24 protein-coding genes are annotated in these 21,859 nt (G+C 64.7%); 11 read left to right on the forward strand and 13 right to left on the reverse strand.

Translation table 11 applies throughout. The features are described 5' to 3' along the window. Positions 1-3 precede the first annotated feature (3 nt). From LGT36_RS04910 to LGT36_RS04955, 10 genes are read left to right on the forward strand one after another with little or no spacing between them, the layout of a single operon-like run. The gene (locus LGT36_RS04910) at positions 4-267 is read left to right on the forward strand and encodes a phosphoribosyl-ATP diphosphatase (RefSeq protein ID WP_226097545.1); all 264 of its coding nucleotides are present in this window, start codon (positions 4-6) and stop codon (positions 265-267) included. Positions 268-277: 10 nt separating this feature from the next. Next, complete coding sequence (gene hisG, locus LGT36_RS04915; RefSeq protein WP_226097544.1) at positions 278-1,120, forward strand: ATP phosphoribosyltransferase; 843 nt, start codon at positions 278-280, stop codon at positions 1,118-1,120. Beyond that, positions 1,121-2,134, forward strand: a complete 1,014-nt coding sequence (locus LGT36_RS04920; protein WP_226097543.1) for a YafY family protein — start codon at positions 1,121-1,123, stop codon at positions 2,132-2,134. Further along, complete coding sequence (locus tag LGT36_RS04925) at positions 2,127-3,044, forward strand: YafY family protein (protein ID WP_226097542.1); 918 nt, start codon at positions 2,127-2,129, stop codon at positions 3,042-3,044. The genes LGT36_RS04920 and LGT36_RS04925 overlap by 8 nt, the downstream gene beginning before the upstream one ends. A 35-nt stretch (positions 3,045-3,079) precedes the next feature. After that, positions 3,080-3,304 (forward strand): Sec-independent protein translocase subunit TatA, encoded by a 225-nt coding sequence (gene tatA / locus LGT36_RS04930; protein ID WP_226097541.1) that lies wholly within the window; start codon positions 3,080-3,082, stop codon positions 3,302-3,304. Positions 3,305-3,332: 28 nt separating this feature from the next. Next, positions 3,333-4,061 carry a twin-arginine translocase subunit TatC gene (gene tatC, locus LGT36_RS04935; RefSeq protein WP_226097540.1) on the forward strand — a complete coding sequence of 243 codons (729 nt, stop codon included), beginning with the start codon at positions 3,333-3,335 and terminating at the stop codon, positions 4,059-4,061. Beyond that, positions 4,058-4,987 carry a diacylglycerol kinase family protein gene (locus LGT36_RS04940; protein ID WP_226097539.1) on the forward strand — a complete coding sequence of 310 codons (930 nt, stop codon included), beginning with the start codon at positions 4,058-4,060 and terminating at the stop codon, positions 4,985-4,987. The genes tatC and LGT36_RS04940 overlap by 4 nt, the downstream gene beginning before the upstream one ends. Positions 4,988-4,996: 9 nt before the next feature. Beyond that, the gene (locus LGT36_RS04945) at positions 4,997-7,741 is read left to right on the forward strand and encodes an RNA helicase (protein ID WP_226097538.1); all 2,745 of its coding nucleotides are present in this window, start codon (positions 4,997-4,999) and stop codon (positions 7,739-7,741) included. 22 nt (positions 7,742-7,763) lie between these two features. Next, complete coding sequence (lnt, locus tag LGT36_RS04950; protein ID WP_226097537.1) at positions 7,764-9,305, forward strand: apolipoprotein N-acyltransferase; 1,542 nt, start codon at positions 7,764-7,766, stop codon at positions 9,303-9,305. Beyond that, positions 9,302-10,039: a polyprenol monophosphomannose synthase gene (locus tag LGT36_RS04955; RefSeq protein WP_226097536.1), complete on the forward strand. Its 738-nt coding sequence runs from the start codon at positions 9,302-9,304 to the stop codon at positions 10,037-10,039. Before lnt ends, LGT36_RS04955 begins: the two co-directional genes overlap by 4 nt. Here LGT36_RS04955 and LGT36_RS04960 read toward each other — a convergent pair. The 10 genes from LGT36_RS04960 to LGT36_RS05005 all read right to left on the reverse strand — a co-directional run bounded on the left by LGT36_RS04960 (position 10,036) and on the right by LGT36_RS05005 (position 19,516). Beyond that, a complete protein-coding gene (locus LGT36_RS04960; RefSeq protein ID WP_226097535.1) occupies positions 10,036-10,371 on the reverse strand; it encodes an RNA polymerase-binding protein RbpA in 336 nt (111 codons plus the stop codon). The genes LGT36_RS04955 and LGT36_RS04960 overlap by 4 nt on opposite strands. A gap of 151 nt (positions 10,372-10,522) precedes the next feature. After that, entirely contained in the window at positions 10,523-11,086 is a 564-nt protein-coding gene (locus LGT36_RS04965) for a cysteine hydrolase family protein (protein ID WP_226097534.1), read from the reverse strand. 66 nt (positions 11,087-11,152) lie between these two features. Beyond that, positions 11,153-11,650 (reverse strand): flavodoxin domain-containing protein, encoded by a 498-nt coding sequence (locus LGT36_RS04970; RefSeq protein WP_226097533.1) that lies wholly within the window; start codon positions 11,648-11,650, stop codon positions 11,153-11,155. A 117-nt stretch (positions 11,651-11,767) separates the two neighbouring features. Continuing rightward, on the reverse strand, positions 11,768-15,178 hold the full coding sequence (locus LGT36_RS04975) for a pyruvate carboxylase (RefSeq protein WP_226097532.1): 3,411 nt from the start codon (positions 15,176-15,178) through the stop codon (positions 11,768-11,770). Between the two features lie 182 nt (positions 15,179-15,360). Next, positions 15,361-15,924: a MerR family transcriptional regulator gene (locus LGT36_RS04980; RefSeq protein WP_226097531.1), complete on the reverse strand. Its 564-nt coding sequence runs from the start codon at positions 15,922-15,924 to the stop codon at positions 15,361-15,363. Positions 15,925-16,024: 100 nt separating this feature from the next. After that, positions 16,025-16,747 carry a MerR family transcriptional regulator gene (locus LGT36_RS04985; RefSeq protein ID WP_226097530.1) on the reverse strand — a complete coding sequence of 241 codons (723 nt, stop codon included), beginning with the start codon at positions 16,745-16,747 and terminating at the stop codon, positions 16,025-16,027. 8 nt (positions 16,748-16,755) lie between these two features. Further along, entirely contained in the window at positions 16,756-17,178 is a 423-nt protein-coding gene (locus LGT36_RS04990) for an FHA domain-containing protein (protein ID WP_226097529.1), read from the reverse strand. A gap of 24 nt (positions 17,179-17,202) precedes the next feature. Beyond that, complete coding sequence (locus tag LGT36_RS04995; protein WP_226097528.1) at positions 17,203-17,787, reverse strand: CDP-alcohol phosphatidyltransferase family protein; 585 nt, start codon at positions 17,785-17,787, stop codon at positions 17,203-17,205. A gap of 34 nt (positions 17,788-17,821) precedes the next feature. Continuing rightward, the gene (locus tag LGT36_RS05000) at positions 17,822-17,977 is read right to left on the reverse strand and encodes a hypothetical protein (RefSeq protein WP_226097527.1); all 156 of its coding nucleotides are present in this window, start codon (positions 17,975-17,977) and stop codon (positions 17,822-17,824) included. A 108-nt stretch (positions 17,978-18,085) separates the two neighbouring features. Then, positions 18,086-19,516: an RNB domain-containing ribonuclease gene (locus tag LGT36_RS05005; RefSeq protein ID WP_226097526.1), complete on the reverse strand. Its 1,431-nt coding sequence runs from the start codon at positions 19,514-19,516 to the stop codon at positions 18,086-18,088. An 80-nt stretch (positions 19,517-19,596) separates the two neighbouring features. On the opposite strand from LGT36_RS05005, the gene LGT36_RS05010 reads away from it, so the two are divergent. Further along, on the forward strand, positions 19,597-20,106 hold the full coding sequence (locus LGT36_RS05010) for a MarR family winged helix-turn-helix transcriptional regulator (protein WP_226097525.1): 510 nt from the start codon (positions 19,597-19,599) through the stop codon (positions 20,104-20,106). Here the strand turns inward: LGT36_RS05010 and LGT36_RS05015 are convergent. From LGT36_RS05015 to LGT36_RS05025, 3 genes are read right to left on the reverse strand one after another with little or no spacing between them, the layout of a single operon-like run. Then, positions 20,103-20,873, reverse strand: coding sequence for an EI24 domain-containing protein (locus tag LGT36_RS05015; protein ID WP_226097524.1), 771 nt, complete (start codon positions 20,871-20,873; stop codon positions 20,103-20,105). The genes LGT36_RS05010 and LGT36_RS05015 overlap by 4 nt on opposite strands. A gap of 27 nt (positions 20,874-20,900) precedes the next feature. After that, positions 20,901-21,383 carry a hypothetical protein gene (locus tag LGT36_RS05020; RefSeq protein ID WP_226097523.1) on the reverse strand — a complete coding sequence of 161 codons (483 nt, stop codon included), beginning with the start codon at positions 21,381-21,383 and terminating at the stop codon, positions 20,901-20,903. Positions 21,384-21,414: 31 nt separating this feature from the next. Then, entirely contained in the window at positions 21,415-21,843 is a 429-nt protein-coding gene (locus LGT36_RS05025) for an OsmC family peroxiredoxin (RefSeq protein WP_226097522.1), read from the reverse strand. Positions 21,844-21,859 lie beyond the last annotated feature (16 nt).

The raw sequence follows: 21,859 nt of genomic DNA on the forward strand, positions 1-21,859 counted from the left end.
CGCGTGACTTCCTTCAACGAGTTATTCGACACCCTTTCCGCACGCGCCGTGCAGCGCCCAGAAGGCTCTGGAACGGTGGCTTTGCTGGACAAAGGCGTGCACGCCATCGGCAAAAAGCTGGTCGAAGAGGCCGCCGAAGCGTGGATGGCTGCCGAGTTCCAGTCGGACGCGGAGACGGCAGAGGAGCTTTCACAGTTGCTGTACCACGCGCAAGTGATGATGATCGCCAAGGGACTCACCCTCGCCGACGTCGAGAAATACCTGTAGGGGGACGCTGATGCTTCGGATCGCCGTTCCCAACAAGGGCTCGTTGTCGGACCCAGCAGTGTCACTGCTGGTGGAAGCGGGCTACAAGCAGCGCCGTGACCCGCGCGAGCTGGTGCTCACCGACGCGCGAAACGATGTCGAGTTCTTCTTCCTGAGGCCAAGAGACGTCGCCGTGTACGTCGGTTCTGGGACCGTGCAAGCGGGCATTACCGGTCGAGACTTGCTGCTCGACAGCGGCGCTGCCGCGACCGAGATTCTCGAGCTCGGGTTCGGGGGCTCTACCTTCCGTTACGCCGCGCCTGCCGGAGAGATCTCCCAGATCTCTCAGCTCGCAGGGAAACGCGTGGCAACCTCATACGAACACTTGGTCGACACTCACCTGCGGTCCTTCGGAATTGAGGCCGACGTGGTCAGGCTCGACGGGGCAGTCGAGTCCTCCGTGCGGCTGGGAGTAGCCGACGCCGTTGCCGACGTCGTCTCGACGGGCACGACGCTCAAGGCGGCAGGTCTCGAAGTCTTCGGCGAGCCGCTCCTGAAGTCAGAGGCCATCCTGATTAGGGCGAATTCGGTACCCGACGCTGACGTTGCAGTTCTCGCAGCCCGCCTTCGCGGCGTACTCATGGCGCGCCAGTACGTGCTCGTTGACTACGACGTCCCGGCTGACAAGCTTGAGGACGCGATCCGCATTACGCCAGGATTTGAGGCGCCGACCGTGACGCCCTTGCACGGTTCCGATTGGCAAGCAGTGCGGGTGATGGTGCCGCGCACCGAGATGAATCAGGTGATGGATGCTCTGTACGCCGCTGGCGCACGCGCCATCCTCACTACAGAGTTGTTGGCGGTCAGGGTCTAAATGGCGATCGATCCGGCCGAGCGGCTGCTCAACCTGATCATCGCCCTGACGCACGCCAGGGTGCGCATGACGCGCGCCCAGATCCGTGCCTCGGTAGTGGGCTACGAGCCTGCCGACACGCGCCTATCGCCTGAAGAGGCTCGCCGTAGGGAAGCGGCCTTCGAGCGGATGTTCGAGCGCGACAAGGAAGAGCTACGACGAATGGGAATACCGCTCCAGACGGTGGTGGACCCCACTCACGGAGACGAGATCGGCTACAAGATCGACGCGTCCGACGCCGCAATGCCAGGCATCGACTTCTCCCCGGCGGAGGCCGCTGCGCTCGCCCTTGCCGCGGAGTACTGGCAAGGAGCCACCCTTGGTCCCGACGCTCACCAAGGGCTGACCAAGATTGCATCCACGTCCTCCGCGGCCCCCCGCACGCCGTTGACTCTGGGGGCGAGGGCCTCTTCGACCTCCGATGCGACTGCCACGATCGTCGAGGCCCGTGCGCGCAGGATGGCCGTCAGTTTTGACTACACGTCGGCAAGCACAGGACTGAGCAAGCGCACGGTGCAGCCCTGGCAGATCATCCTCCGCGCAGGCGCCGAGTACCTCTTTGCCTTTGACCAAGACAAGGGCGAACCGCGCACGTTCCGCCTGGGACGCATCCACGGCAATGTCACCATGGTGGGTAGAGAGGGCGCCTACACCATCCCACAGTCTCTGCCAGAGGCGGCTTGGGGGGACACCGGCGTGCAGCACACTGCCATTCTCGGCGTGCGTCCGGAGGCAGGACACGCCATCAGGCGCCGTGGCGAACCGCGTGGAACGCGCGACCACTGGGACCTGATCGAGGTGCACTACCGGCACGCTGACGCGATCAAGGACGAGGTTCTCGCGCTGGCTGGGCGCGCGCGAGTCATGTCCCCTGAGCCCATCGCGTCGGCGGTAGTGGAGGAAGCCGCTGCGGCGCTGCTCGTTGCCGAGGGTGCAGGTGGAATCGAGACCAGTGGGGGAGGGGATCGTGGCTGAGCGCACGGCTCCTCGTGTGACCCGCTTGCTCGGGATCCTGACCTACGTCGAGCGCGAGGGAGAGGCAAGCGTCGATGAGTTGGCGGCGCATTTTGGCGTCAGTCCCGCTCAGATACGGCGAGACGTCGAGCTGCTGTGGGTATCTGGTGTCCCCGGTCACGCCCCTCAAGACCTGATCGACTTCGATGGCTGGGCCTTCGACGAGGGCGTGGTTCGGCTGATCAACTCGCAAGGAGTCGGCCAGGTGCGCCTATCGCCCCGAGAGGGCGTTGCCCTCATCGGAGCGCTGTCGGCTGTCGTGGCTGGCGGTGTCGCGCCAGAGGCGGCCCACACTGCCCTGGCCAAGCTCATCGACGCAGTGGGCGACAAGGACGCGGTGCGGTCGGTGACGACGGGCAGCGTGGATCCAGCGGTCGTGGCTGTGTTGCGCGAGTCGATCGACAGGCGCGTGGTGGTCGGCGTCGGCTACGTCGATGCCAACGACCGCAGCACCTCACGGGTGATTGAGCCCCACCGCATGGTGGTGATCGATGGCACCCCCTACGTCGAGTGCTATTGCCGGCGTGCGGAGGACTACCGCACTTTGAGGGTCGACAGAATCCTGTCTCCGTCCCTGGGGGATGAGCCGATCGTGACGCCTCCGAGCGAGAGCTCGGGCTTCTCACTCGTGGCACACTTCGAAGCAGTGGTCGTGGCCGATGTCGACGCCCGCTGGCTCTTCGAGTCCTTCCCAGGGGTGCGGCTAGAGGAGTCGGAAGGAACCATTACGGCACGCTTTGGCGTGGCGGACGTGTCGGCCATCGCTGGGCAACTCATGACGGTCGGCACGGCACTCAAGTCCGTCGAACCTCAGCAACTCGCGAATGAACTCGCGCGCCAGGCGCGGGCTGTGTTGGCGGCACAGGCATAGACTGGACCAAAGCCGAGTCTGAAAAGGTAGTTCTCATGGGCGCATTGCGCGGATGGCACATCGTCGTCCTCCTGATTGTGGTGTTGTTGCTCTTTGGCGCGCCCCGGCTTCCAGAGCTGGCGCGGAGCATCGGTAAGTCGTTGCGGATTCTCAAGGACGAGACGAAGGCGCTGAGCTCTGACGACGACCCCAAGGAGCCGACGGGCGAGAGCGGGGACTCGACCAAGCCCTCCGCCAAGGATGACTCGCACGACAAGTAGGCGGGTGCGTCGCAGCCCTGACGCACGCATGCCTCTGCGCGACCATCTGGTCGAGTTGCGCAACCGCATCATCTACTCGGTCGTCGGGATCGCCCTCGCGGCGATCGGCGGCTGGTTCTTGTTCGATCCCGCCTTCGAAGCGCTCCAACGCCCCCTGCTCGAGGCCGCCTCGAGCGATGACGCCATTGTGTCCGTCAACTTCGCTGGCCTGGCGACCGCGCTCGACATGCATGTGAAGGTCGCCTTCTTCTTGGGACTCATCATGAGTTCGCCTTGGTGGCTTTACCAAGTGTGGGCCTATGTCGCCCCCGGCTTGACGGGGAAGGAGCGCCGTTACACCGTCGGCTTTCTGGCCGCGGCCATCCCACTGTTTCTTAGCGGCATCGTCGCTGCATGGCTGGTATTCCCGCACGCGGTCACCATCCTCACGGACTTCCGGCCAGAGGGCACCCAACAACTCCTCGACGCCGAGCTCTATCTCACCTTCGCGATGCGGCTATTGATCGCCTTCGGGCTCGCCTTCGTGTTTCCGGTAATCATGGTGGCACTCACGTGGGTCGGCATCGTGCCGTGGAAGTCCTGGCTGAAGGCCTGGCGCTGGGCGGTGCTCCTGATCTTCGTGTTCGCCGCCGCCATGACGCCTACCCCTGACGCGATCACGATGATCGGGATGGCCATACCGATGGTTGGGCTGTACTTTGGCGCCATCGGTATAGGCGCCCTCAGACAGCGACGGCGCGCAAAGGAGCGCGAGTGAGCAAAGTTGGAGTGATCACCAATCCCACGTCGGGTTCTGGCAGGGGCAGAGCGTGGGGACAAGAAACACTCGCATTGCTCGCCGCCAAGGGCCACCAGGTCAACGATTTGTCCCGCGGCTCATGGCCGGCCTCCTACGAGGTGGCAATGCGTGCGCGGCGTCACCTTGACGCGCTCGTCGTGGTCGGCGGCGACGGCATGGTGCACTTGGGGATCCAGGTATGTGCAGAGAAGAAGCTTCCGCTGGGAATCGTCGCGGCTGGCTCTGGCAACGACGCTGCGATCACGCTCGACCTGCCCATTCACCACATCGGCGAAGCGGTCAATCGCATCGATGACGGTCTTCAGGGAGATGTGGCCACGATCGACCTAGGAAAGATGTCGGGAAGCCGGGTGGAACTGCCGGCCTCGCCAAGATACTTTGCTGCCGTGTTGTCCGCTGGCATTGACGCCGCGATCGCCTCTTACGCACGCCGAATCACCCGCCCGCGCGGGCCCGCCAAGTACAAGCTGGCGACGCTACGAGAGTTGCCGCGCTATCGGCCCTACAGCGTCACGGTCACAGTCGATGGCGTCACGTGGTCCCAGCAGTGCACCCTGGTGGCCGTCGCCAACTCGCCCGTCTTTGGCGGGGGGCTGCGGATCTCGCCAGCATCGTCAGTGACCGACGGTCTGCTTGAGTTCGTCATCACTGAGCCTTTGCGCCGGCGCGACATCGTCCGCATGTTTCCCAAGCTCTACGATGGCTCGCACATCGACGACCCTCGCGTCCGTATCGTTCAAGCCCGCAAGGTGACGATCCAGCAATCGGTTGATGGGGCCTCACTCGCGCCGGCCTTCGCCGATGGCGAACTCGTGGGCGGCGAGCCCCTCACGATCGAGGTCGTGCCGCATGCACTGCGCGTCCTGGGCGCCCGTCCGCGTTAGATTGGCGAGGTGACCAGCCCAGCCGAACGCTACGCCGCCTCGCGCCGGAAACGGCGCTCCGCTGAAGTGCTCGCGTTCGAACAGACGCTGCCATTCCCGCTCGATGACTTTCAGCAAGAGGGGTGTGAGGCGGTGGCTCAAGGCCACTCGGTGCTTGTCGCTGCACCAACTGGCGCGGGCAAGACCGTCGTCGGAGAGTTCGCCGTGGCCCATGCGCGCAGCCGCGGCCTCAAGGCCTACTACACGACGCCCATCAAGGCTCTCAGCAATCAGAAGTTCGGGGACTTGCGTGCGGTGTACGGGCCCGACAAGGTGGGCCTGCTCACGGGCGACACCTCCATCAATCCGCATGCGGACATCGTGGTGATGACCACCGAGGTTCTCCGCAATATGATCTACGCCGATTCTCGTGATCTCGACAACCTCGGCGTCGTCGTCCTCGACGAGGTCCACTACCTTGCCGATCGCTTCAGGGGCTCGGTGTGGGAAGAAGTCATTGTCCATGCAGGCGCCGCCACAGCCCTTGTGGCGCTCTCAGCTACCGTGTCGAATGCGGAAGAGTTCGGGGCTTGGCTGACGGAGGTCAGAGGCGACACCCGAGTCATCGTCTCCGAGACGCGACCGGTGCCGTTGTGGCCCCACGTGTTGTTGCGCGAGGGCATGTTCGACCTATACGCGCCAGGGACCGACCCCACCGATCCGGCGATGGCGGTGCGTCTCAATCCGGAGATCGATGCGATCGTCAAGAGGACGCGGCAGCTTGAAAGTCGCGGCGGGTCTGGTCGCAACGGCTATCGGGGGCGAGGCGGGCCTGGAGGCAAGCCACGCAGAAGCCCTCCTCGGTTTGCGGTGGTGGAACAACTCGACGCTCAAGGACTGCTTCCCGCCATCGTGTTCATCTTCTCGCGCGCAGGCTGCGAGGATGCCGTCGACCAGGTCCGCCATGCAGGCATCCTGCTCACGACTGAAGAGGAGCGGGACCGCATCAGGTACATCGTGGACACGCGGTGCGCCGGGCTTGCCCCCGAGGACCTGGGCGCGCTCGGCTTTGCGGCGTGGCGCGATCGCCTTGAGGCAGGGCTCGCGGCGCATCACGCTGGCCTGATCCCGTTGTTCAAAGAGGTGGTCGAGGAACTGTTTGCGGCGGGTCTCATCAAGGTCGTGTACGCGACGGAGACGCTCGCACTCGGCATCAACATGCCCGCCCGTTCCGTCGTGCTTGAGAAGCTGGTCAAGTGGGACGGCCAAGGGCACAAGGATCTGACGGCAGGGGAGTACACCCAGCTCACCGGCCGGGCTGGTCGGCGCGGCATCGATGTCGAGGGACACGCCGTCGTCATCGAGCATCCTGGATTCGACGCCCATCAGTTGGGCAGGCTAGCGTCCCGCCGCACGTACCCTCTGATCTCCTCGTTCCAACCCAACTACAACATGTCGATCAACTTGGTGGCGAACTCTGGCGTTTCACGAGCCCGCGAGGTCCTCGAGATGTCTTTCGCCCAGTTCCAAGCGGACCAGTCAGTCGTCGGATCCGCACGCAGAGTGCGGGAGCTTGAGTCATCCCTGCAGGGCTTCAGGGAGGCGATGGAGTGCGACAAGGGGGACTTCCTTGAGTACGCATCTTTGCGCGAGAAGCTCAACCGAGCGGAGAAGAAGTCCGCAAGAGCGGCGAGTTCTGCCCGCAAGGAGGCCACTGCCGCTCAACTGAGCGCACTGCAACGCGGGGACCTCATTCGCATTGGCGGAGGGCGACGCTCGGGCTACGGCGTCGTTGTCCACAGCGACGACGACGAACGCGCGCCCCGCCCCAGCGTCGTCAGCGATGCCGGCCGCTTGCTGAGGCTGTCGCTGGCCGACTTGCCCGCGGGACTGGACAGGGTCGGAAAGATGCCGCTGCCAAGGAACTTCCCGTTCAAGGACGCTCGCGCCCGCAAGGAGCTCGGCTCTCGGGTCGCGGAAGAGGGCCGCACCCTTCACCGTGAGGCGAGGGCGGCACGAGCACCTGCCTCGCAGCCGCGCACGGAACTCGACGCCGTCAGGCAAGCCATGCGTTCGCACCCCTGCCATCACTGTCCAGACCGTGAGGACCATGCGCGCTGGGCAGAAAGGTACTTCCGAACGCTACGAGACAAGGATCGGCTGACGGGAGAGATCTCCCGCGCCACCGGTTCCATCGCGGCCATCTTTGACAGGCGCTGCGACGTGTTGCGCGAATTGGGATATCTAGACGGCGAGGGAGAAGACGTCGCCGTCACTGCCGCTGGCGGCATGTTACGGACTCTGTACGCCGAGAACGACATCGTGATCGCCGAGTGCTTGCGTTCAGGGGCCTGGGAGGCCCTCCATCCGCCGGCGCTCGCCGCCGCGGTGTCCACCTTGTTGTATTCGGCACGCCGTGACGACGGCGAGTACACGCCGCGCATCCCTGGTGGCTCTCAAGGCGTACTCGGGCAGGCTCTTCGCGAGACTCAGCGCATCTGGTCGCGACTTGACGACATGCACTCGGAGCACCAACTCCCGCCTTTGCCCGCCCCACATTGGGGGCTCGTGCGCTCCATTCACGGCTGGGCGCAAGGCAAAGGCCTCGACGCCGTGCTCGACGGCACTTCTATCGCACCGGGTGACATGGTGCGGTGGTGCAAACAGGTCATCGATGCCCTCGATCAGATCGCGCAGGTGGCGCCGTCTTCGGCCACGCGCGAACGGGCCGTGACGGTCATTTCTGCCATGCGACGGGGCGTCGTGGCCTACTGATACGAACCCGTATGATCGTTCAGTGTCTTCTACAGCGCGCAGGTTGATTCTCGCAGTGTTGGGTGGAGGGGTCCTCTTTTTGGCCTTCCCCGACGTCGGTTGGTGGGTCGCCGCACCGCTGGCCATCGGCATGCTCTACGTGGCGCTACGGGACGCCACGACGCGCGTCGGCTTCGCGGTCGGTTGGCTCTTCGGGGTGACGTTCTTCTTGCCGCACGTGTGGTGGGCGTACGTGACAGCCTCGTGGCTGCCGTGGATCGCGCTGTCCACCTTCGAGGCGCTCGCGATAGGCCTGGTGGGGGCCCTCACGGCGAGGATGACGCGGCGTCGCACACTCGGACGATTCCTGTGGCTTGAGCCCGCAGCCTTCGCTCTGGTCTGGGTCGGCGCGGAGCAGTTGCGGTCCGTGTGGCCCTTGGGAGGATTCCCCTGGGCTCGGCTGGCATTCGGAGTGGTCGACTCTCCCTTGGTGCGATTGGCCTGGCTTGGGGGAGCGCCGCTGGTCTCGCTTACGGTGGCGTTGCTCGGCGCCATCCTCGGGGTAGGGTTCTTCGCGCTGAGGGAACAACGAATTCTCCAGGGACTTGCGGCGCCCGCGGCGGTTGTCGCCCTGACCCTCTTGCCCATCGGCATCCCACTCGACGGCCGCGCCCAAAACGGCGAGATCACTGTCGCGTGGGCCCAGGGCAACCTCGCCAACGAGGGCCTCGATTCCTTTGGCCGTGCGCGCGAAGTCACCGCCAATCACCGCGACGCGACCCTCGCGCTGGCGCAGGAGTACCCCGACGCTGCAGTAGACCTCATCATTTGGCCCGAAAGCGCCGCAGACATCGACCCCCGCAGTGATGCAGAGACCGGGGCTGCGGCCACGGAGGCGGCCCGCGCGTTCGACGCGCCACTCCTGCTCGGGACGAACGATTACAGCCCCGCCGAAGGCCGCTACAACACGTCTATCGTGTGGCTACCAAGCGGCAAGGCCCTTCCCGGTGTCGAGTATCGCAAACAACAGATCGTCCCCTTCGGGGAGTACATTCCTATGAGGTCCTTCGTGAGGTTGTTCTCGAAGGAAGTGGATCGTGTGACCACCGATGTCATCCCGGGCGAGGGGCCCACCAGAATCGACATACCGATCGCGTCCCTTGACCGCGATGTCATCGTCGGACCAATTATCTGTTTCGAAGTGGCGTACGACTGGTTGTCACGCGAAGCCGTGCGATTGGGCGCGGAATTCCTAGCGGTGCAGACCAACAATGCGAGTTACGGCAACTCGGCGGAGAGTACGCAGCAACTGGCGATGTCGCGATTCAGGGCGATAGAGACCGGGCGGTCCACATTTCAGATATCGACCGTGGGCGTGAGCGCGGTCATCTCGCCGACGGGCCGCGTACTTGACAGGGCCGAACTCTTTACGAGGGACGCTGGTATTGTCACCGTGCCGCTGAGAACAACGCTTACTCCGGCAACCCAGTGGGGTGGTCCGTTTGCTCTGGCGCTCGAGCTTCTTGCGGGCGTGGTGGCGGTGGGGGTCCTGTGGAGGGGATCCACCAGAAAGCGCGGTCGATGACCGTCCTCGTCATCATTCCCACCTACAACGAGATCGAGTCCTTGCCACGCCAAGTGGACGGTGTGCGAGCGATCGCTCCCGATGTCGACATCATGGTGGTCGACGACGGATCCCCCGACGGAACAGGGGAGTGGGCCGACTCTCGCGCCGCTAGCGACGACAAGGTGTTCGCTCTCCATCGCGCGTCCAAGCAAGGACTCGGCGCCGCATACCTCGAGGCGTTTGCGTGGGCTCTCGAGCGAGATTACGACGTGGTGGTCGAGATGGACGCCGATGGCTCGCATCGTCCCGAGGACTTGCCGAGCATCCTGGCAAAGGCCGCCAGTCACGACCTCGTGATCGGGTCCAGGTGGGTTCCCGGCGGGAGCGTGGTGAACTGGCCGGCCCACCGCAAGTTCTTGTCAACGAACGCGAACCGTTATGTCAGGTTGGCTCTTGGCGTTCCCATCAAGGACGCAACAGCCGGCTTCCGCAGCTACCGCACGGAACTGTTGCGCCGCCTGGAACTCGACAGGGTCGAGTCGCAGGGTTATTGCTTCCAGGTCGACATGGCCTGGCGTGTGGTGGGCGCAGGCGGTACCGTCACCGAAGTTCCGATCACCTTTGTCGAGCGTGACGCGGGAGCCTCAAAGATGAGCGGGGCGATCATTCGCGAGGCGCTCATCAAGGTCACCTGGTGGGGACTTCAGAGGCTCTGGGGCGGACGCACGAGGCGGCATAGCCGCCGCGACTAGGCGCCGCGGCTTGCCCTCAAGACGTCGAGTCTTTCCTGGAGAAGGTCTTCCAGTTCTGCGATGGTGCGGCGCTCGAGCAGCATGTCCCAGTGGGTGCGCTGGTGGCGCACCTCTCGCGGTTCGGGGCTTTCGCCATCGCGAAGCAGCGCGAGCGAGCCGCAGTGGCATTCCCACGACAGCGGAACGTCTGCCTCGACGGCGAACGGAAAGACAAGCACGTGCCCTTGAGGGCAGTCGTAGTGGACCTCGCGGCGTTCCGCGAGATCCATGCCCGCGGTACGCTCCATGCTCTGGGTTCCCAGTCGCATTCCGCGCAGTGCACGATCGGCCATGTTGAGCCTCCTTCAGCTGGGTTTGTGACCCGTACCTCAAAGAACGCATGGTGGGGTGTGAATGTTCCTGCAGCCTTAAGACCCTCCAGGGGTTCCACGACAGCCCCGCTGCCACGCATCACCGGAACGCCGATAATGCACATTATGTCAGTTAGGACGCCAGAGACCCCAGATCGACGGTGTCCGCCAACTCGACCTCGGCAACGCGTCCAGGAGCGTCCTGGTAGGCCCAGTACAGATTCGTGTGTGCGATGACCTCTGCAGGAGAAGGCGCACCCAAAGACGTGTTGTCCTCAGTGGTGTGCGCATCGGCGACGAGCGTGACGTCGTAGCCCCGCGCAAACCCGCCGTGAATCGTGGACCGAATGCACGAGTCGGTCTGCGCGCCCGCCACCACGAGCCTTCCCACTCCATGTGCAGCGAGGGTCTGCTCGAGAGCCGTGTCCTCGAAGGCGTCGCCGTAATGCTTCTCGACCACCGGCTCATCTTCGCCAGGGGACAACTCCGGCACGATGCTCCACGCCTCACTCCCCCGCTCCAGTTCCTCGTTCGAGTGCTGGACCCAGATGACCGGGGCGCGCACTGCCCTCGCCCTGTCAAGCAGTCGCCCGATCGAGGCCACCACGGCGTCGCGGTCATGGGCGGCAGCAACCACGTCGCGTTGCACGTCGATGATCACGACCGCGGTCTTGCTCCGTCCCTCGAGCGTCGTCACCTGGCCACCTCCGCCGCTTGGCTTGTGGTGACCACCCTAACGGCCGGGTGTGACGCACCCTCCGTCTCAGCTGACAGCGGCCTCGCGCAATTGGGCACCAACACCCTCGGCCCACATCCGCACGTCCGCCATGTCGCGGAAGTCGCCAAGCGGGGGGTCGAGCGCGCGGATCAGAGCCCGCTCGCCGATGTTGAGCTTGCTGGGGTCGAGCGCACCTGTGAACCTGCGGTGCTCGCGGGCGCCAATGGATTCGGCGATTCCGTAGGCCTCGTCCTTTGGCTGTCCCTCAACGACCACGGTTTCGATTCCGACGGAGAAGGTCCAGACGTCGCGAGCCTTCAGATCCTCTCGGTGCTCCTTTGCCATCGCCGACGCGTCGCGTCGCCATAGTCCCCCGTAGACGGCCGAGCCGAGGATGACGGCGTCGTACGGCGTGACCGTGCGAACGTCGGCGGCATCCGAGTATTCGACGTCGAAGCCTTGGTTTTCCAAGGTGCCACAAATCGCCTTCGCAATCTCTCGCGAAGAACCGTACTTTGATCCGACTGCTACCAGAACCTTCATGGCGAACCTCCTGCCTGACATGGTCTCTCGTGGGTCTTGCACAGGCCCATGCCAAAGGTCCCGTGGTCCCAGATGGATCGGAAGTACCAGGGACAATACTGGCGAAAGTCCCTAGGACTACTCCCCTTCGATGACGACGACGAGATCGCCGCCTTGGAGGGGCTCCGTCCCACTCACCACGACCCTTGACACCTTCCCGCTGACAGGAGTCGTGATCGAGGCCTCCATCTTCATGGCCTCGATCGTGGCGACAGAACCGCCTGCCTCCACGGTATCTCCGACGGCCACCAAAGGTGTGACGGCGCCGGCGAACGGAGCGGCCACCTGCCCTGGGACGCTCGCGTCGGCCTTCTCGCGAGCGTGAACGCTGACTTCTGCCGAGAGGTCAGCCACTTGAACGGGGCGAATCGCGCCGTTGTAGTTGAACATCACCCACCGCAAACCGTGGTCGTCTGGCTCACCGATCGCCTCGAGGGTGACCAACATGGTCACGCCCTTCTCCATCCTGATGTTGACCTCTTCCCCACTGCCAGGGGTCATCCCATACAGGTAGTGGTACGTGTCGATGACGGAGATGTCGCCGTACAGTTCCACCGCCTTGTCGAAATCGTCGGCAGGCGCGGGGAAGAGCAAGTGGTTGAGACGACGCTGACGGACCTCGCCAGGTTCGGCCAGGGCGGCCTTGTCATCGTCGCTGAGCTCCGCCTTCGCCTTCACCTCTCCCCTGCCGGTCAGTGCCTTCGTGCGGAAGGGCTCGGGCCATCCGCCTGGCGGGTCGCCCAACTCGCCGCGCAAGAAGCCGATGACCGAGTCAGGGACGTCGTAAGAGCCTGGGTTCTCGGCAAAGTCCTTGGGGTCCGCGCCTAGTCCTACGAGGTGCAGCGCCAGGTCTCCTACCACCTTTGACGACGGCGTCACCTTGACCAGACGGCCGAGAATTCTGTCCGCGGCCGCGTACATGTTCTCGATGTCTTCGAAACGCTCGCCCAGGCCAAGCGACAGCGCTTGCTGACGCAGGTTGGACAACTGCCCGCCTGGAATCTCGTGCCGGTAGACCCGCCCTGTCGGTCCTGGCAGCCCTGACTCGAAGGGCGCGTACAGGCGCCTTACCGCTTCCCAGTACGGCTCGAGGTCCGTCACCGCCTCGAGCGACAAGCCAGTGTCCCGCTCCGTGTGCTCGAGAGCGGCCACGAGTGCGGACATCGACGGCTGGGAGGTCGTTCCTGCCATAGCGGCGTTGGCGACGTCAACCGCGTCCACTCCGGCGTCGCTAGCGGCAAGAAGCGTGGCCAATTGGCCGCCTGCGGTGTCGTGAGTGTGCAGGTGGACGGGAAGATCGAAGTTCTTCCTGAGAGCGGTCACGAGAGTGTGCGCCGCTGGTGGTCGCAACAACCCCGCCATGTCCTTGATCGCGAGCATGTGCACGCCCGACTCCACGAGCTTCTCGGCGAGCTTCAGGTAGTAGTCGAGCGTGTAGAGCTTCTCGCCAGGGTTCGTGAGGTCGGCCGTGTAACACAGCGTGCCCTCGGCGACCGCAGTGCCCGTCTCCAAGACGGCATCGATCGCGGGACGCATCTGATCGATGTCGTTGAGCGCGTCGAAAATGCGGAAGATGTCAACACCAGTGGCCGCGGCCTCGTGTACGAAGGCGTGGGCGACCTCGTCGGGGTAAGGCGTGTATCCCACCGTGTTGCGGCCTCGCAGCAGCATCTGAATCGGGAGGTTCGGCAGGGCCTCCCGCAACGCCGCTAGGCGCTTCCACGGGTCCTCGCTGAGGAACCGCATCGCCACGTCGTACGTCGCCCCGCCCCACGCCTCGACCGACAGCAACTGCGGCGTCATGCGCGCCACGTGCTCAGCGGACTGCAACATGTCGAAAGTACGCAGCCGCGTGGCAAGGAGGCTCTGGTGAGCATCGCGCAACGTGGTCTCGGTGACGGCCAGCGCCTTTTGTGCCCGCAAGTCTGCAGCGAATTGAGCGGGCCCCACTGCTCGCAGATGCTGCAATGCTCCGGCGGGAATGTCCGCGCTGGTATCGAGGGTCGGCAGCTTTGTCGCCGTGCGAATCATGAGCGGAGGCTCGCCTTGCGGGCGGTTGATGGAGACGTGGCCCAGATAGGCAAGGAGCTTGGTGGAGCGCTCCTGCGACTGCGACACCGCCACCAGGTCAGGGCGTTCCTCGATGAAGCGCGTCGAGAAGTCCCCTGCCAAGAACTCAGGGTCTTCCAGCACCGCCCGCAAGAACGGCACGTTGTTGGCCACTCCCCTGATGCGGAACTCTGCGAGAGCGCGCCGAGCGCGGCTCACTGCCATCGGGAAGTCCCTGCCGCGGCACGTCAGTTTGACGAGCATGGAGTCGAAGTGGCCGGTGATCCGGCCACCAGCGAGACCAGTGGCTCCGTCGAGGCGCACCCCCGCCCCTCCCGGGCTTCGGTATGCGACGATGCGCCCGGTGTCCGGCTGGAAGCCGTTGGCAGGGTCTTCCGTCGTGATCCGCGTCTGAATGGCGAAGCCATTCGTGCGGATCTCCTCCTGCCGGATGCCGATCTGCTCGAGCGTTTCGCCTGACGCGATGCGCAACTGTGCACTCACGAGGTCGATGTCGGTGACCTCTTCTGTCACGGTGTGCTCCACCTGGATGCGCGGGTTCATCTCGATGAAGACGTGCTGGCCAGCCCGCTCGCCCTCTGTATCAAGCAGGAACTCGACAGTGCCTGCGTTGACGTAGCCGATTGACTTGGCAAACGCCACGGCGTCCCGACACAGCGCCTCACGCACCTTCGGATCAAGGTTGGGAGCTGGCGCGATCTCGACGACCTTTTGGTGACGACGCTGGAGAGAGCAGTCGCGCTCGTACAGATGGACGACGTTGCCCTCTGCGTCGGCAAGGATCTGCACCTCAATGTGCCGGGGGCGAATGACGGCCTGCTCCAGGAACACGGTCGCATCGCCAAACGCGGCCTCAGCCTCCCGCATCGCAGCCTTCAGGGCCGGCTTGAGGTCCTCTTTGCGCTCGACCCGACGCATGCCGCGCCCTCCACCGCCGGCGACGGCCTTGACGAAGATCGGGAATCCGATCGCGTCGGCCTCGCCCAGCAGGGTCTCAACGTCGGTCGTTGGTTCCGTGGACGCAAGCACAGGAATGCCAGCGCTCTTCGCTGAGTCGATGGCCGTCTTCTTGTTCCCCGCCATCTCGAGAACCTCGGCTGGTGGGCCGACAAACGTGATGCCGTTCCGGGCGCAAGCGCGCGCAAGTTCGGGGTTCTCGCTCAGGAATCCGTAGCCGGGGTACACCGCGTCGGCGCCAGAGAGCTTGGCGACCCTGATCATCTCGTCGACGTCGAGATATGCCCGCACCGGGTGGTCCCTTTCGCCGATCTGGTAGGCCTCGTCCGCCTTGAGGCGGTGTTCGGACATGCGGTCCTCGTAGGGGAAGACCGCGACCGTCTTGGCTCCGTTCTCGAACGAAGCACGGAACGCTCTGACGGCGATCTCGGCGCGGTTGGCAACGAGGACCTTAGAAAACATTGGTATCCCTTCGACGTTGGCTTTATCTTGCCAGTTTTCTGGGGAGGGCGTCTTCACGGTTGTCGACCGACTTTGGGCCTATGAAGTCTCCGCTGGTCGTGGCGGACAGTGCACGACGCGGCCACACGTCCGACGCTGTTGCTGTCAGGACGAGCGCCGCAACGAGCGGCGCCTGCCGTGCGTCAGCTGGCCGTCGCCTTGCGGGCGCGCCTTTGGGCCAGTTCGTCGACCACCGAGGCGTCGGACTCTTGGCTGCTCCCCCGGTCGGCGGGAAGGCTCGCGAGAGAGCCCTCCAACTCCCGCCAGACCTTTCCCAACGCGATACCAAACACTCCCTGGCCACCCTGGACCAGGTCGATGACCTGATCATCCGAGGTGCATTCGTAGACGGAAGCGCCATCGGACATCAGCGTGATGCGCGAGACATCCTCGACACCCCGCTCGCGAAGGTGCTCGACGGCGCTGCGAATCTGCTGCAAAGACACCCCCGAATCAAGAAGTCGCTTCACCACTCGCAGTACGAGGATGTCCCGGAAGCCATACAGGCGCTGCGTCCCTGAACCGGTAGCCGACCTCACGGTCGGTTCCACGAGCCCGGTGCGCGCCCAATAGTCGAGTTGGCGGTACGTGATTCCCGCCGCCTTGCACGCGGCCGGTCCCCGGTAGCCCGCGTGTTCGTCGATGGAGGTCAGGCCGTCGTCAAACAGCACGCCTTGGTCGCGTGCGGGGATGTCGGCGTCTGCCATGACCCTCCTTCACCTTCGACCTTAACGTTAGGGTTTCAAGCCCTCCGAATCAACGACCTCGGCACTTCACGCTACCGCGTGTCGTCCGTGATCGGGCGCGCTACTCGCCGTCCCCTGCCGAATCACGCAGCAACGCGCCGAACAGCGCCGCCGCAGCCTCGATCCTGATGGCGCTCGCCGCATGCTCCGAGGCCCTGTCGTCCCGTCTTCTTAACGGAGCAGCCGCAGTGGCAGCCGCCTCGGTCTCGCGGCGGGCAGCCCGACCAAGTGCGCGCAACTCGCGAACATCGGCCCCCGACTCGAGATAGCGCGCGCACGCCGCAATGAGCGGAACCGACGACCGATTGAAGACGCCAGGCGACACAGCCGACACGACGCCCTCGCCAACGAGCGTGAGCACCACCGACGGCTCCGTATCTGCCAACGTGGCAGCGTCGGAAATGGACATCGTGCCATCGGAGCCGTCACCCGCTGCTGCCAGCGACAAAGGCTCGTGCGCCAGACCCTCGTCCAGCGCAGTGAGCCGCTCCTTGATGACGCTCAGCGGAGCGTAGGCGTCTCTTTGCTGGCGAAGCACAAAGCGGACCCGTTCAACGTCGGCGTGAGAGTACTGCCGATACCCAGACGGCGAGCGGTCGGGCGCGACCAAACCTTGGGCATCGAGAAAGCGCAGTTTGGAGGTGCTGAGCGACGGGAAGTCGATGCGGAGAGCCGCGAGAACGTCACCGACCCGCAGGGTCGGATCATGAGATAACTGATGGGGCCAGGTCGTGCGAGGCGGCTGGTGGCTTGCCGACGTGACCTCAGGCGCCGGTTCACTCACGACGGTGCCTAGTGCCTGCGGCCGGGATAGAAGGTCAGGCGGTACTTTCCGATCTGGACCTCGTCGCCCTCCTCCAACTGCGCTTCGGCAACGCGCTCGCGATTGACGTAGGTGCCGTTGAGCGAACCCGCGTCGCGGACCAGAAAGTCGGTTCCTGTACGCACAAAGTGGGCGTGCTCCCGGCTGACGGTGACGTCATCAAGGAAGATGTCGCAAGACACCGACCGGCCTGCCGTCGTCAGGTCAACGTCCAACAAGAAGCGTGCGCCAGCGTTCGGCCCGTGATGAACCACAAGCAGAGCGTGATCCTCCGACAGTGCGTCGACGGCTACTTGATCCTGATTGCTGAGGCGCGCTGGGGCTGCCTCGTCGGCGGGCAAATGCGAGCCGAGCGACATCGTCCTCTCGACTGGCGACTCGTCATATGACATGGCGCCTCCTTTCTTTGGACCATTCTAGGGCGTTGTCGCGGGGATGGAACCTGTGCGACGTACTTGTGCCAGGTATTGCACAGCGGAACCCCAGTATGCGACGGCGGCGCCCGCTGCTCCCCACACGGCGAGCGCGTGGACGCCGTCCCAGCGGTCGAATGCCAAGTACGACAGTGGAAGGAAGACGTATAGCGCGGCAGTTGCGGACTTCCCAAGGAACGTCACGACGGGAGTGGGGCGGTGAAGGCGAGCGAGCCACAGCAGTGCGATGGCCATGACGGCGTCTCTGGCAAGCAGTACAGCCACGAGCCACCACGGGATGATGTCCCGCCAGGCCAATCCAAGCACGACGGCGACGGTCAGGAGGCGATCAGCTGCGGGGTCGAGAATCCGTCCCAACTCCGACGTCTGGCCCCATCGTCTCGCCAGATAGCCGTCGACAAAGTCGCTCACGCCTGCGACAGCGAGCGCGGTAATGGCCCAACCGTCCTGGTGCCGCACCAGCAGCACCACAAACACGCCAATGAGTACGATGCGCAACACCGTGATGGCGTTGGGAACCGTGGCGTTCAGCCGCCACCATGACGCAGGAGAGTCGGCGGCCAGCATGAGGCCATCGTAGATGGCAAGGAAGCGTGCAGCGCTACTGCGACTTCTCCGCCTTCTTCACCTCCATGACGTGGTCAACCTTCTCGGCGGCGACGCGCGCGGCGTCGTCCTCCGACGCTCCCCTCGCCAACTCGCTGGCGCGGATTTGCTCAAAGACCTCGTGCCGACTCAGAGTCGTGTCCTCTGCCATGACGCCTCCTTCTGTTGGGGTAGTTCGAAACTACCTCGCCAGCCCGCCCATCGCCATACCGAGCGCGCTCGTTCGCGCACCGCGATATCGGCCCGTGTCGACGGCCGCCTAAACCAACGTGGCCAAGAAGGCGAACCGCACCCCCTCCCGGACGTCGGCCTGGACGAGTTTCACGCTCAGCCGCTCGCCAACCGGTACGTCCCCTGTGCAACGCGCCACCACGGCTGGCTGCGACAGCTGGATGGTGTCCTCGTCGATGCCAACCGCCTCGAAGTCCTCGCCCACATGCGGTGCGAGCACCGCTGCCTCAAGTGCGTCGATGCACGCCCTATCCACCTGCGCGCCCTTACGCACCCCAGTCACCATGGCCACGCCAAGTCGCGGCAGTGCGGCCGTCACCCAGTGCGGCGGACGCTCGCCCTGTTGGTGGGCGAGGCAAATCTCGGTCCCGTAGCGGTCGACGAGCCTGCGCAGCGGCGCGGTGACGTGGGCGTAGGGAGCGGCGAGCGCGCCGTGAGTGGTGACGTCGGGTAGCGAGAGGCCCTTAACGAGGTCAAACGCCTCCCATGACGCCCCCCTGAACAGCGAGACGGCCGCAGCAAGGAAGGCGGCGCCTTGCGCGGACGACGCATCGACCGTGTCGAGGACATCGGCATAGCTCGCGCCTGTCGGCCAATCAACGCCAAGAGCCAAGGCCTGGCGCCTCAGCCTTTCAACGGCTGCATCGCTCGCGGCTGGCATCGTGCGCAACACGCCTATGCCAGCGTCGAGCATGATGCGAGCTGCCGCCATCCCCGTGAGCAGAGACACCTGTGCGTTGTCGTCTTCGATTGCCCGCGCCGCACGAAACTCCAGATGAAGCCCGTCCTCGTCACGAGTCACCTCTTGGCTTGGCTTGGGCAGCGAGACGGCCCCAGCCTCGCGAAGTACGCGCCGACGCACCGCGCCCAGTTCTCCCATCAGTGCAACGAGTTCGGCCGCTTCGGATGGCGGTGACGATGCGAGCTCGTCATACGAGTACTGGCGCACCGACGTGACCCATGCTCGGTTCACGTGAGTGGACGTGAGGCGCCCGTCTGCCGCGACCAGAAGATCCCACACCACCGCTTTGGTGCGCTGAAGTGGAAGAAGAGACGCGAAGCCCTCCGCCATTGATGGAGGGTGGAGCCCCACCCTCATATCGGGGCAATAGACCGTCTCGACTCGACTCCAAGCGTCCTCGTCCTGCGCTCCGCCAGGCACGATGTGCGCCGCGACGTCGGCAATGGCGTAGCGAACTCGCCAGCCATCGCCGGCCCGTTCAAGGTGGATCGCTTGGTCAAGGTCGCGCGAGCCAGCGGGGTCAATCGTGACAAAGGGCACGTCGGTCAGGTCGACGCGCACGCCCACAATGTGGTCAGGATCGTCTTCCCTTTCGACGACTTCAGCGAGCACCGCTGCGCTTCTGCCCACCTCCACTCCGGCGTCGTGCCGAATCTCGGTGAAGCGAGGGATCAAGTCATCGACGGGAATCCTGGCTAAGGGATGGCGTGCTCGCATGCCACCCACACTATTGGGGCCTGACAGGGCCTGACCGCGGTACTCCTTGACGCGTCACCCACCGCGGCTAATCTTGCACCATGGAACTCACGCCGGGTAGCGACGTCGCGCTCTTCCGCGCGCTGCACCTGGCGACACGCCAGGTCACCGTCGGCGTGGAGCGGCACCTCCAGTCGGCGGCAGGGATCTCCCTGTCCGAGTACGAGATCCTGAGCGCGCTCGTCACGTCACCTGATCAGCGGGCACGCCCGCGCGAGATTGGGGACATGCTGGGTTGGGAGAAATCCCGAACATCGCATCAGATCACGCGGATGGAGAAGCGGGGCCTCCTCAGAAGGATCGACTGCGACGCCGACCTCAGGGGCACATGGGTCACCCTCACAGACGCGGGTGCGCGCGCGGCCCTCGTGGCCGAGCCGGCGTACGTCGAGGCGATCGGCAGCGAGCTCAGTCATGTCGCCACGCAAGAGGAGCGCGCCGCGATCGCCAACCAACTCATCGAGATTGGAAGGGACGCCGCACCCGAATCCTGCCAAGGCGAGGTGGCAGCTCTCGAGGCCTCGTTGCGTCCCGCTGCGAGCACCACCTAGCCGTTGGTACTGGCCGACTCGGCCTCGTCAAGCGCACGCCGCGCCAACAATGCTCCGCCAGCCACCGCCGAAGGCATGCTCAGCACCGCGAGGGGCGGAAGCGCCGACATGACGAAGGCCATCGCCCCGAAGCCGAGGGTTCGTGCACGTCGCGAGGCAAGGATGCGTCTGCGGTCGCGCAGCACCAGGCCCCTGCGCTCAAACGGAATTGCTGTGAACTCGAGGGCCACGAACCATCCGCCGAGAAGCGCGCCGCCGATCCATGATGCGAGAGTGCCGACGCCAGGGACGATTCCCACCGCGAACAGGCCTATCGACAGCGGCACTGTGAGCAACATCAGGCGGGCGCCCTCTCCCACACCTCTCGCTGCGTTGCGCCACCACGGCCACGCAGGGGCCTCCGGCACAGGGCCGAGCCGTTCATCGACCCTGTGCGCAATCCTCTCGAAGAAGGGCTGCCCCACCACTGACGTCACGGTCACGAAGGTGTACACCGCAAGCAGGACTCCTGCGCCGACAAGGGCGAAACCTGCCGCCCACTGGACAATGCCGTGGAAGTCGCTACGCTCCCCCACCAGAGCATCGGCAATCCACGCGGTGGCGTCAGGCAAGGCCCAGACGAGCGCGAGCAACAAGGTGAGAAACACGGCCATGGTGATGACGCCGGGGAGGAGCCCGAGCGCCATGAGCTTGGGATCGGCACTCCAGGTGCGCACTCCCCGCCAATAGAGCCCGACTCCTTGGGCGAACTCACTCAGCACGCGCATGACCTGCACGGTACCGTGACCGATCGCTCAAGCGTCGATAGAAACCCGCGACCTGACCGGAATCCGACACGAGCTCTCGCGCCGCACTCTGGCAACGAAGGCCCAACCCAGGAGCACAATCGCCGCCGCTGCGAGGAAGGGTTGCACGGGAGCGAAGTACTGGATCGCTCCCGTGTATCCCAAAGCGATGAGCACGAGCTTGTTGCATACCGGGCAGCCGACGGCGAAAAACGTCACGAGCCCGCCTGCCCAGCCGAGACGCCCTTCTCGCTTGCGCGGTGCCGCATCGGGCCCGGCAACATAGGTGGCCGCTACTAGCCCAGCAAGAAGAGAACTGGCGAGGAGCGCGCTTGTTGCCCATGGCGTCGGCGGCACCTCCCTGCCGAAGACGGGGTTGTCAATGAGCGCGGTGGGTAAGGCGATCACCAGATAGGTAGCGACCGCCGTGCCGACCGCAAACCACCAACGTTTGGCGGGCCAGCGGCGCAGTTCCGTCACGAAGAGGTGCATACCACGAGCATACCCCCCTCGGTATACCCGCTCAGGCGAGAGTCACGTCGGTGAGCTCGATCGTTGTGCCCGCAAGTGCCTTCGACACGGGGCAGGCCCCCTTGACCTCTTCTGCAAGTTCAGCGAACTCAGCGGCGTCAAGACCGGGGATATCTGCTGACACGCTCAAACCAATGTGCGTGATTCCTTCGCCTGGCACGAAGGTGACCTTGGCGGTGACATCGATCGCCTGAGCCGCCATGCCCTTGCCGCCGAGCGCGTGCGACATCGCCATCGAATAGCACGCGGAGTGGGCCGCGCCGAGTAGCTCCTCAGGAGTCGTGGTGGAGCGAGAGCCTTCTGACCGAGCCTTCCACGACGTGTCGAAGGTGCCGAGTCCAGACGACACCAGCGTGGTGGTGCCGGAACCCTCTTCCAGGTTGCCTGACCAGTGTGCTGCGGCCTTGCTGACGACGCTCATGATGCTCCTCACTCGT

The sequence above is a fragment of the Demequina sp. TMPB413 genome, assembly GCF_020447105.2.
Taxonomy (GTDB): Bacteria; Actinomycetota; Actinomycetes; order Actinomycetales; family Demequinaceae; genus Demequina.

Coding starts and splice junctions, on each gene's coding strand:
- hisG (WP_226097544.1), top strand. CDS start 278: ATGCTTCGGATCGCCGTTCCCAACAAGGGCTCGTTGTCGGACCCAGCA.
- LGT36_RS04920 (WP_226097543.1), top strand. CDS start 1,121: ATGGCGATCGATCCGGCCGAGCGGCTGCTCAACCTGATCATCGCCCTG.
- tatA (WP_226097541.1), top strand. CDS start 3,080: ATGGGCGCATTGCGCGGATGGCACATCGTCGTCCTCCTGATTGTGGTG.
- tatC (WP_226097540.1), top strand. CDS start 3,333: ATGCCTCTGCGCGACCATCTGGTCGAGTTGCGCAACCGCATCATCTAC.
- LGT36_RS04955 (WP_226097536.1), top strand. CDS start 9,302: ATGACCGTCCTCGTCATCATTCCCACCTACAACGAGATCGAGTCCTTG.
- LGT36_RS04960 (WP_226097535.1), bottom strand. CDS start 10,371: ATGGCCGATCGTGCACTGCGCGGAATGCGACTGGGAACCCAGAGCATG.
- LGT36_RS04970 (WP_226097533.1), bottom strand. CDS start 11,650: ATGAAGGTTCTGGTAGCAGTCGGATCAAAGTACGGTTCTTCGCGAGAG.
- LGT36_RS04975 (WP_226097532.1), bottom strand. CDS start 15,178: ATGTTTTCTAAGGTCCTCGTTGCCAACCGCGCCGAGATCGCCGTCAGA.
- LGT36_RS04980 (WP_226097531.1), bottom strand. CDS start 15,924: ATGGCAGACGCCGACATCCCCGCACGCGACCAAGGCGTGCTGTTTGAC.
- LGT36_RS04990 (WP_226097529.1), bottom strand. CDS start 17,178: ATGTCATATGACGAGTCGCCAGTCGAGAGGACGATGTCGCTCGGCTCG.
- LGT36_RS04995 (WP_226097528.1), bottom strand. CDS start 17,787: ATGCTGGCCGCCGACTCTCCTGCGTCATGGTGGCGGCTGAACGCCACG.
- LGT36_RS05000 (WP_226097527.1), bottom strand. CDS start 17,977: ATGGCAGAGGACACGACTCTGAGTCGGCACGAGGTCTTTGAGCAAATC.
- LGT36_RS05005 (WP_226097526.1), bottom strand. CDS start 19,516: ATGCGAGCACGCCATCCCTTAGCCAGGATTCCCGTCGATGACTTGATC.
- LGT36_RS05010 (WP_226097525.1), top strand. CDS start 19,597: ATGGAACTCACGCCGGGTAGCGACGTCGCGCTCTTCCGCGCGCTGCAC.
- LGT36_RS05015 (WP_226097524.1), bottom strand. CDS start 20,873: ATGCGCGTGCTGAGTGAGTTCGCCCAAGGAGTCGGGCTCTATTGGCGG.
- LGT36_RS05020 (WP_226097523.1), bottom strand. CDS start 21,383: ATGCACCTCTTCGTGACGGAACTGCGCCGCTGGCCCGCCAAACGTTGG.
- LGT36_RS05025 (WP_226097522.1), bottom strand. CDS start 21,843: ATGAGCGTCGTCAGCAAGGCCGCAGCACACTGGTCAGGCAACCTGGAA.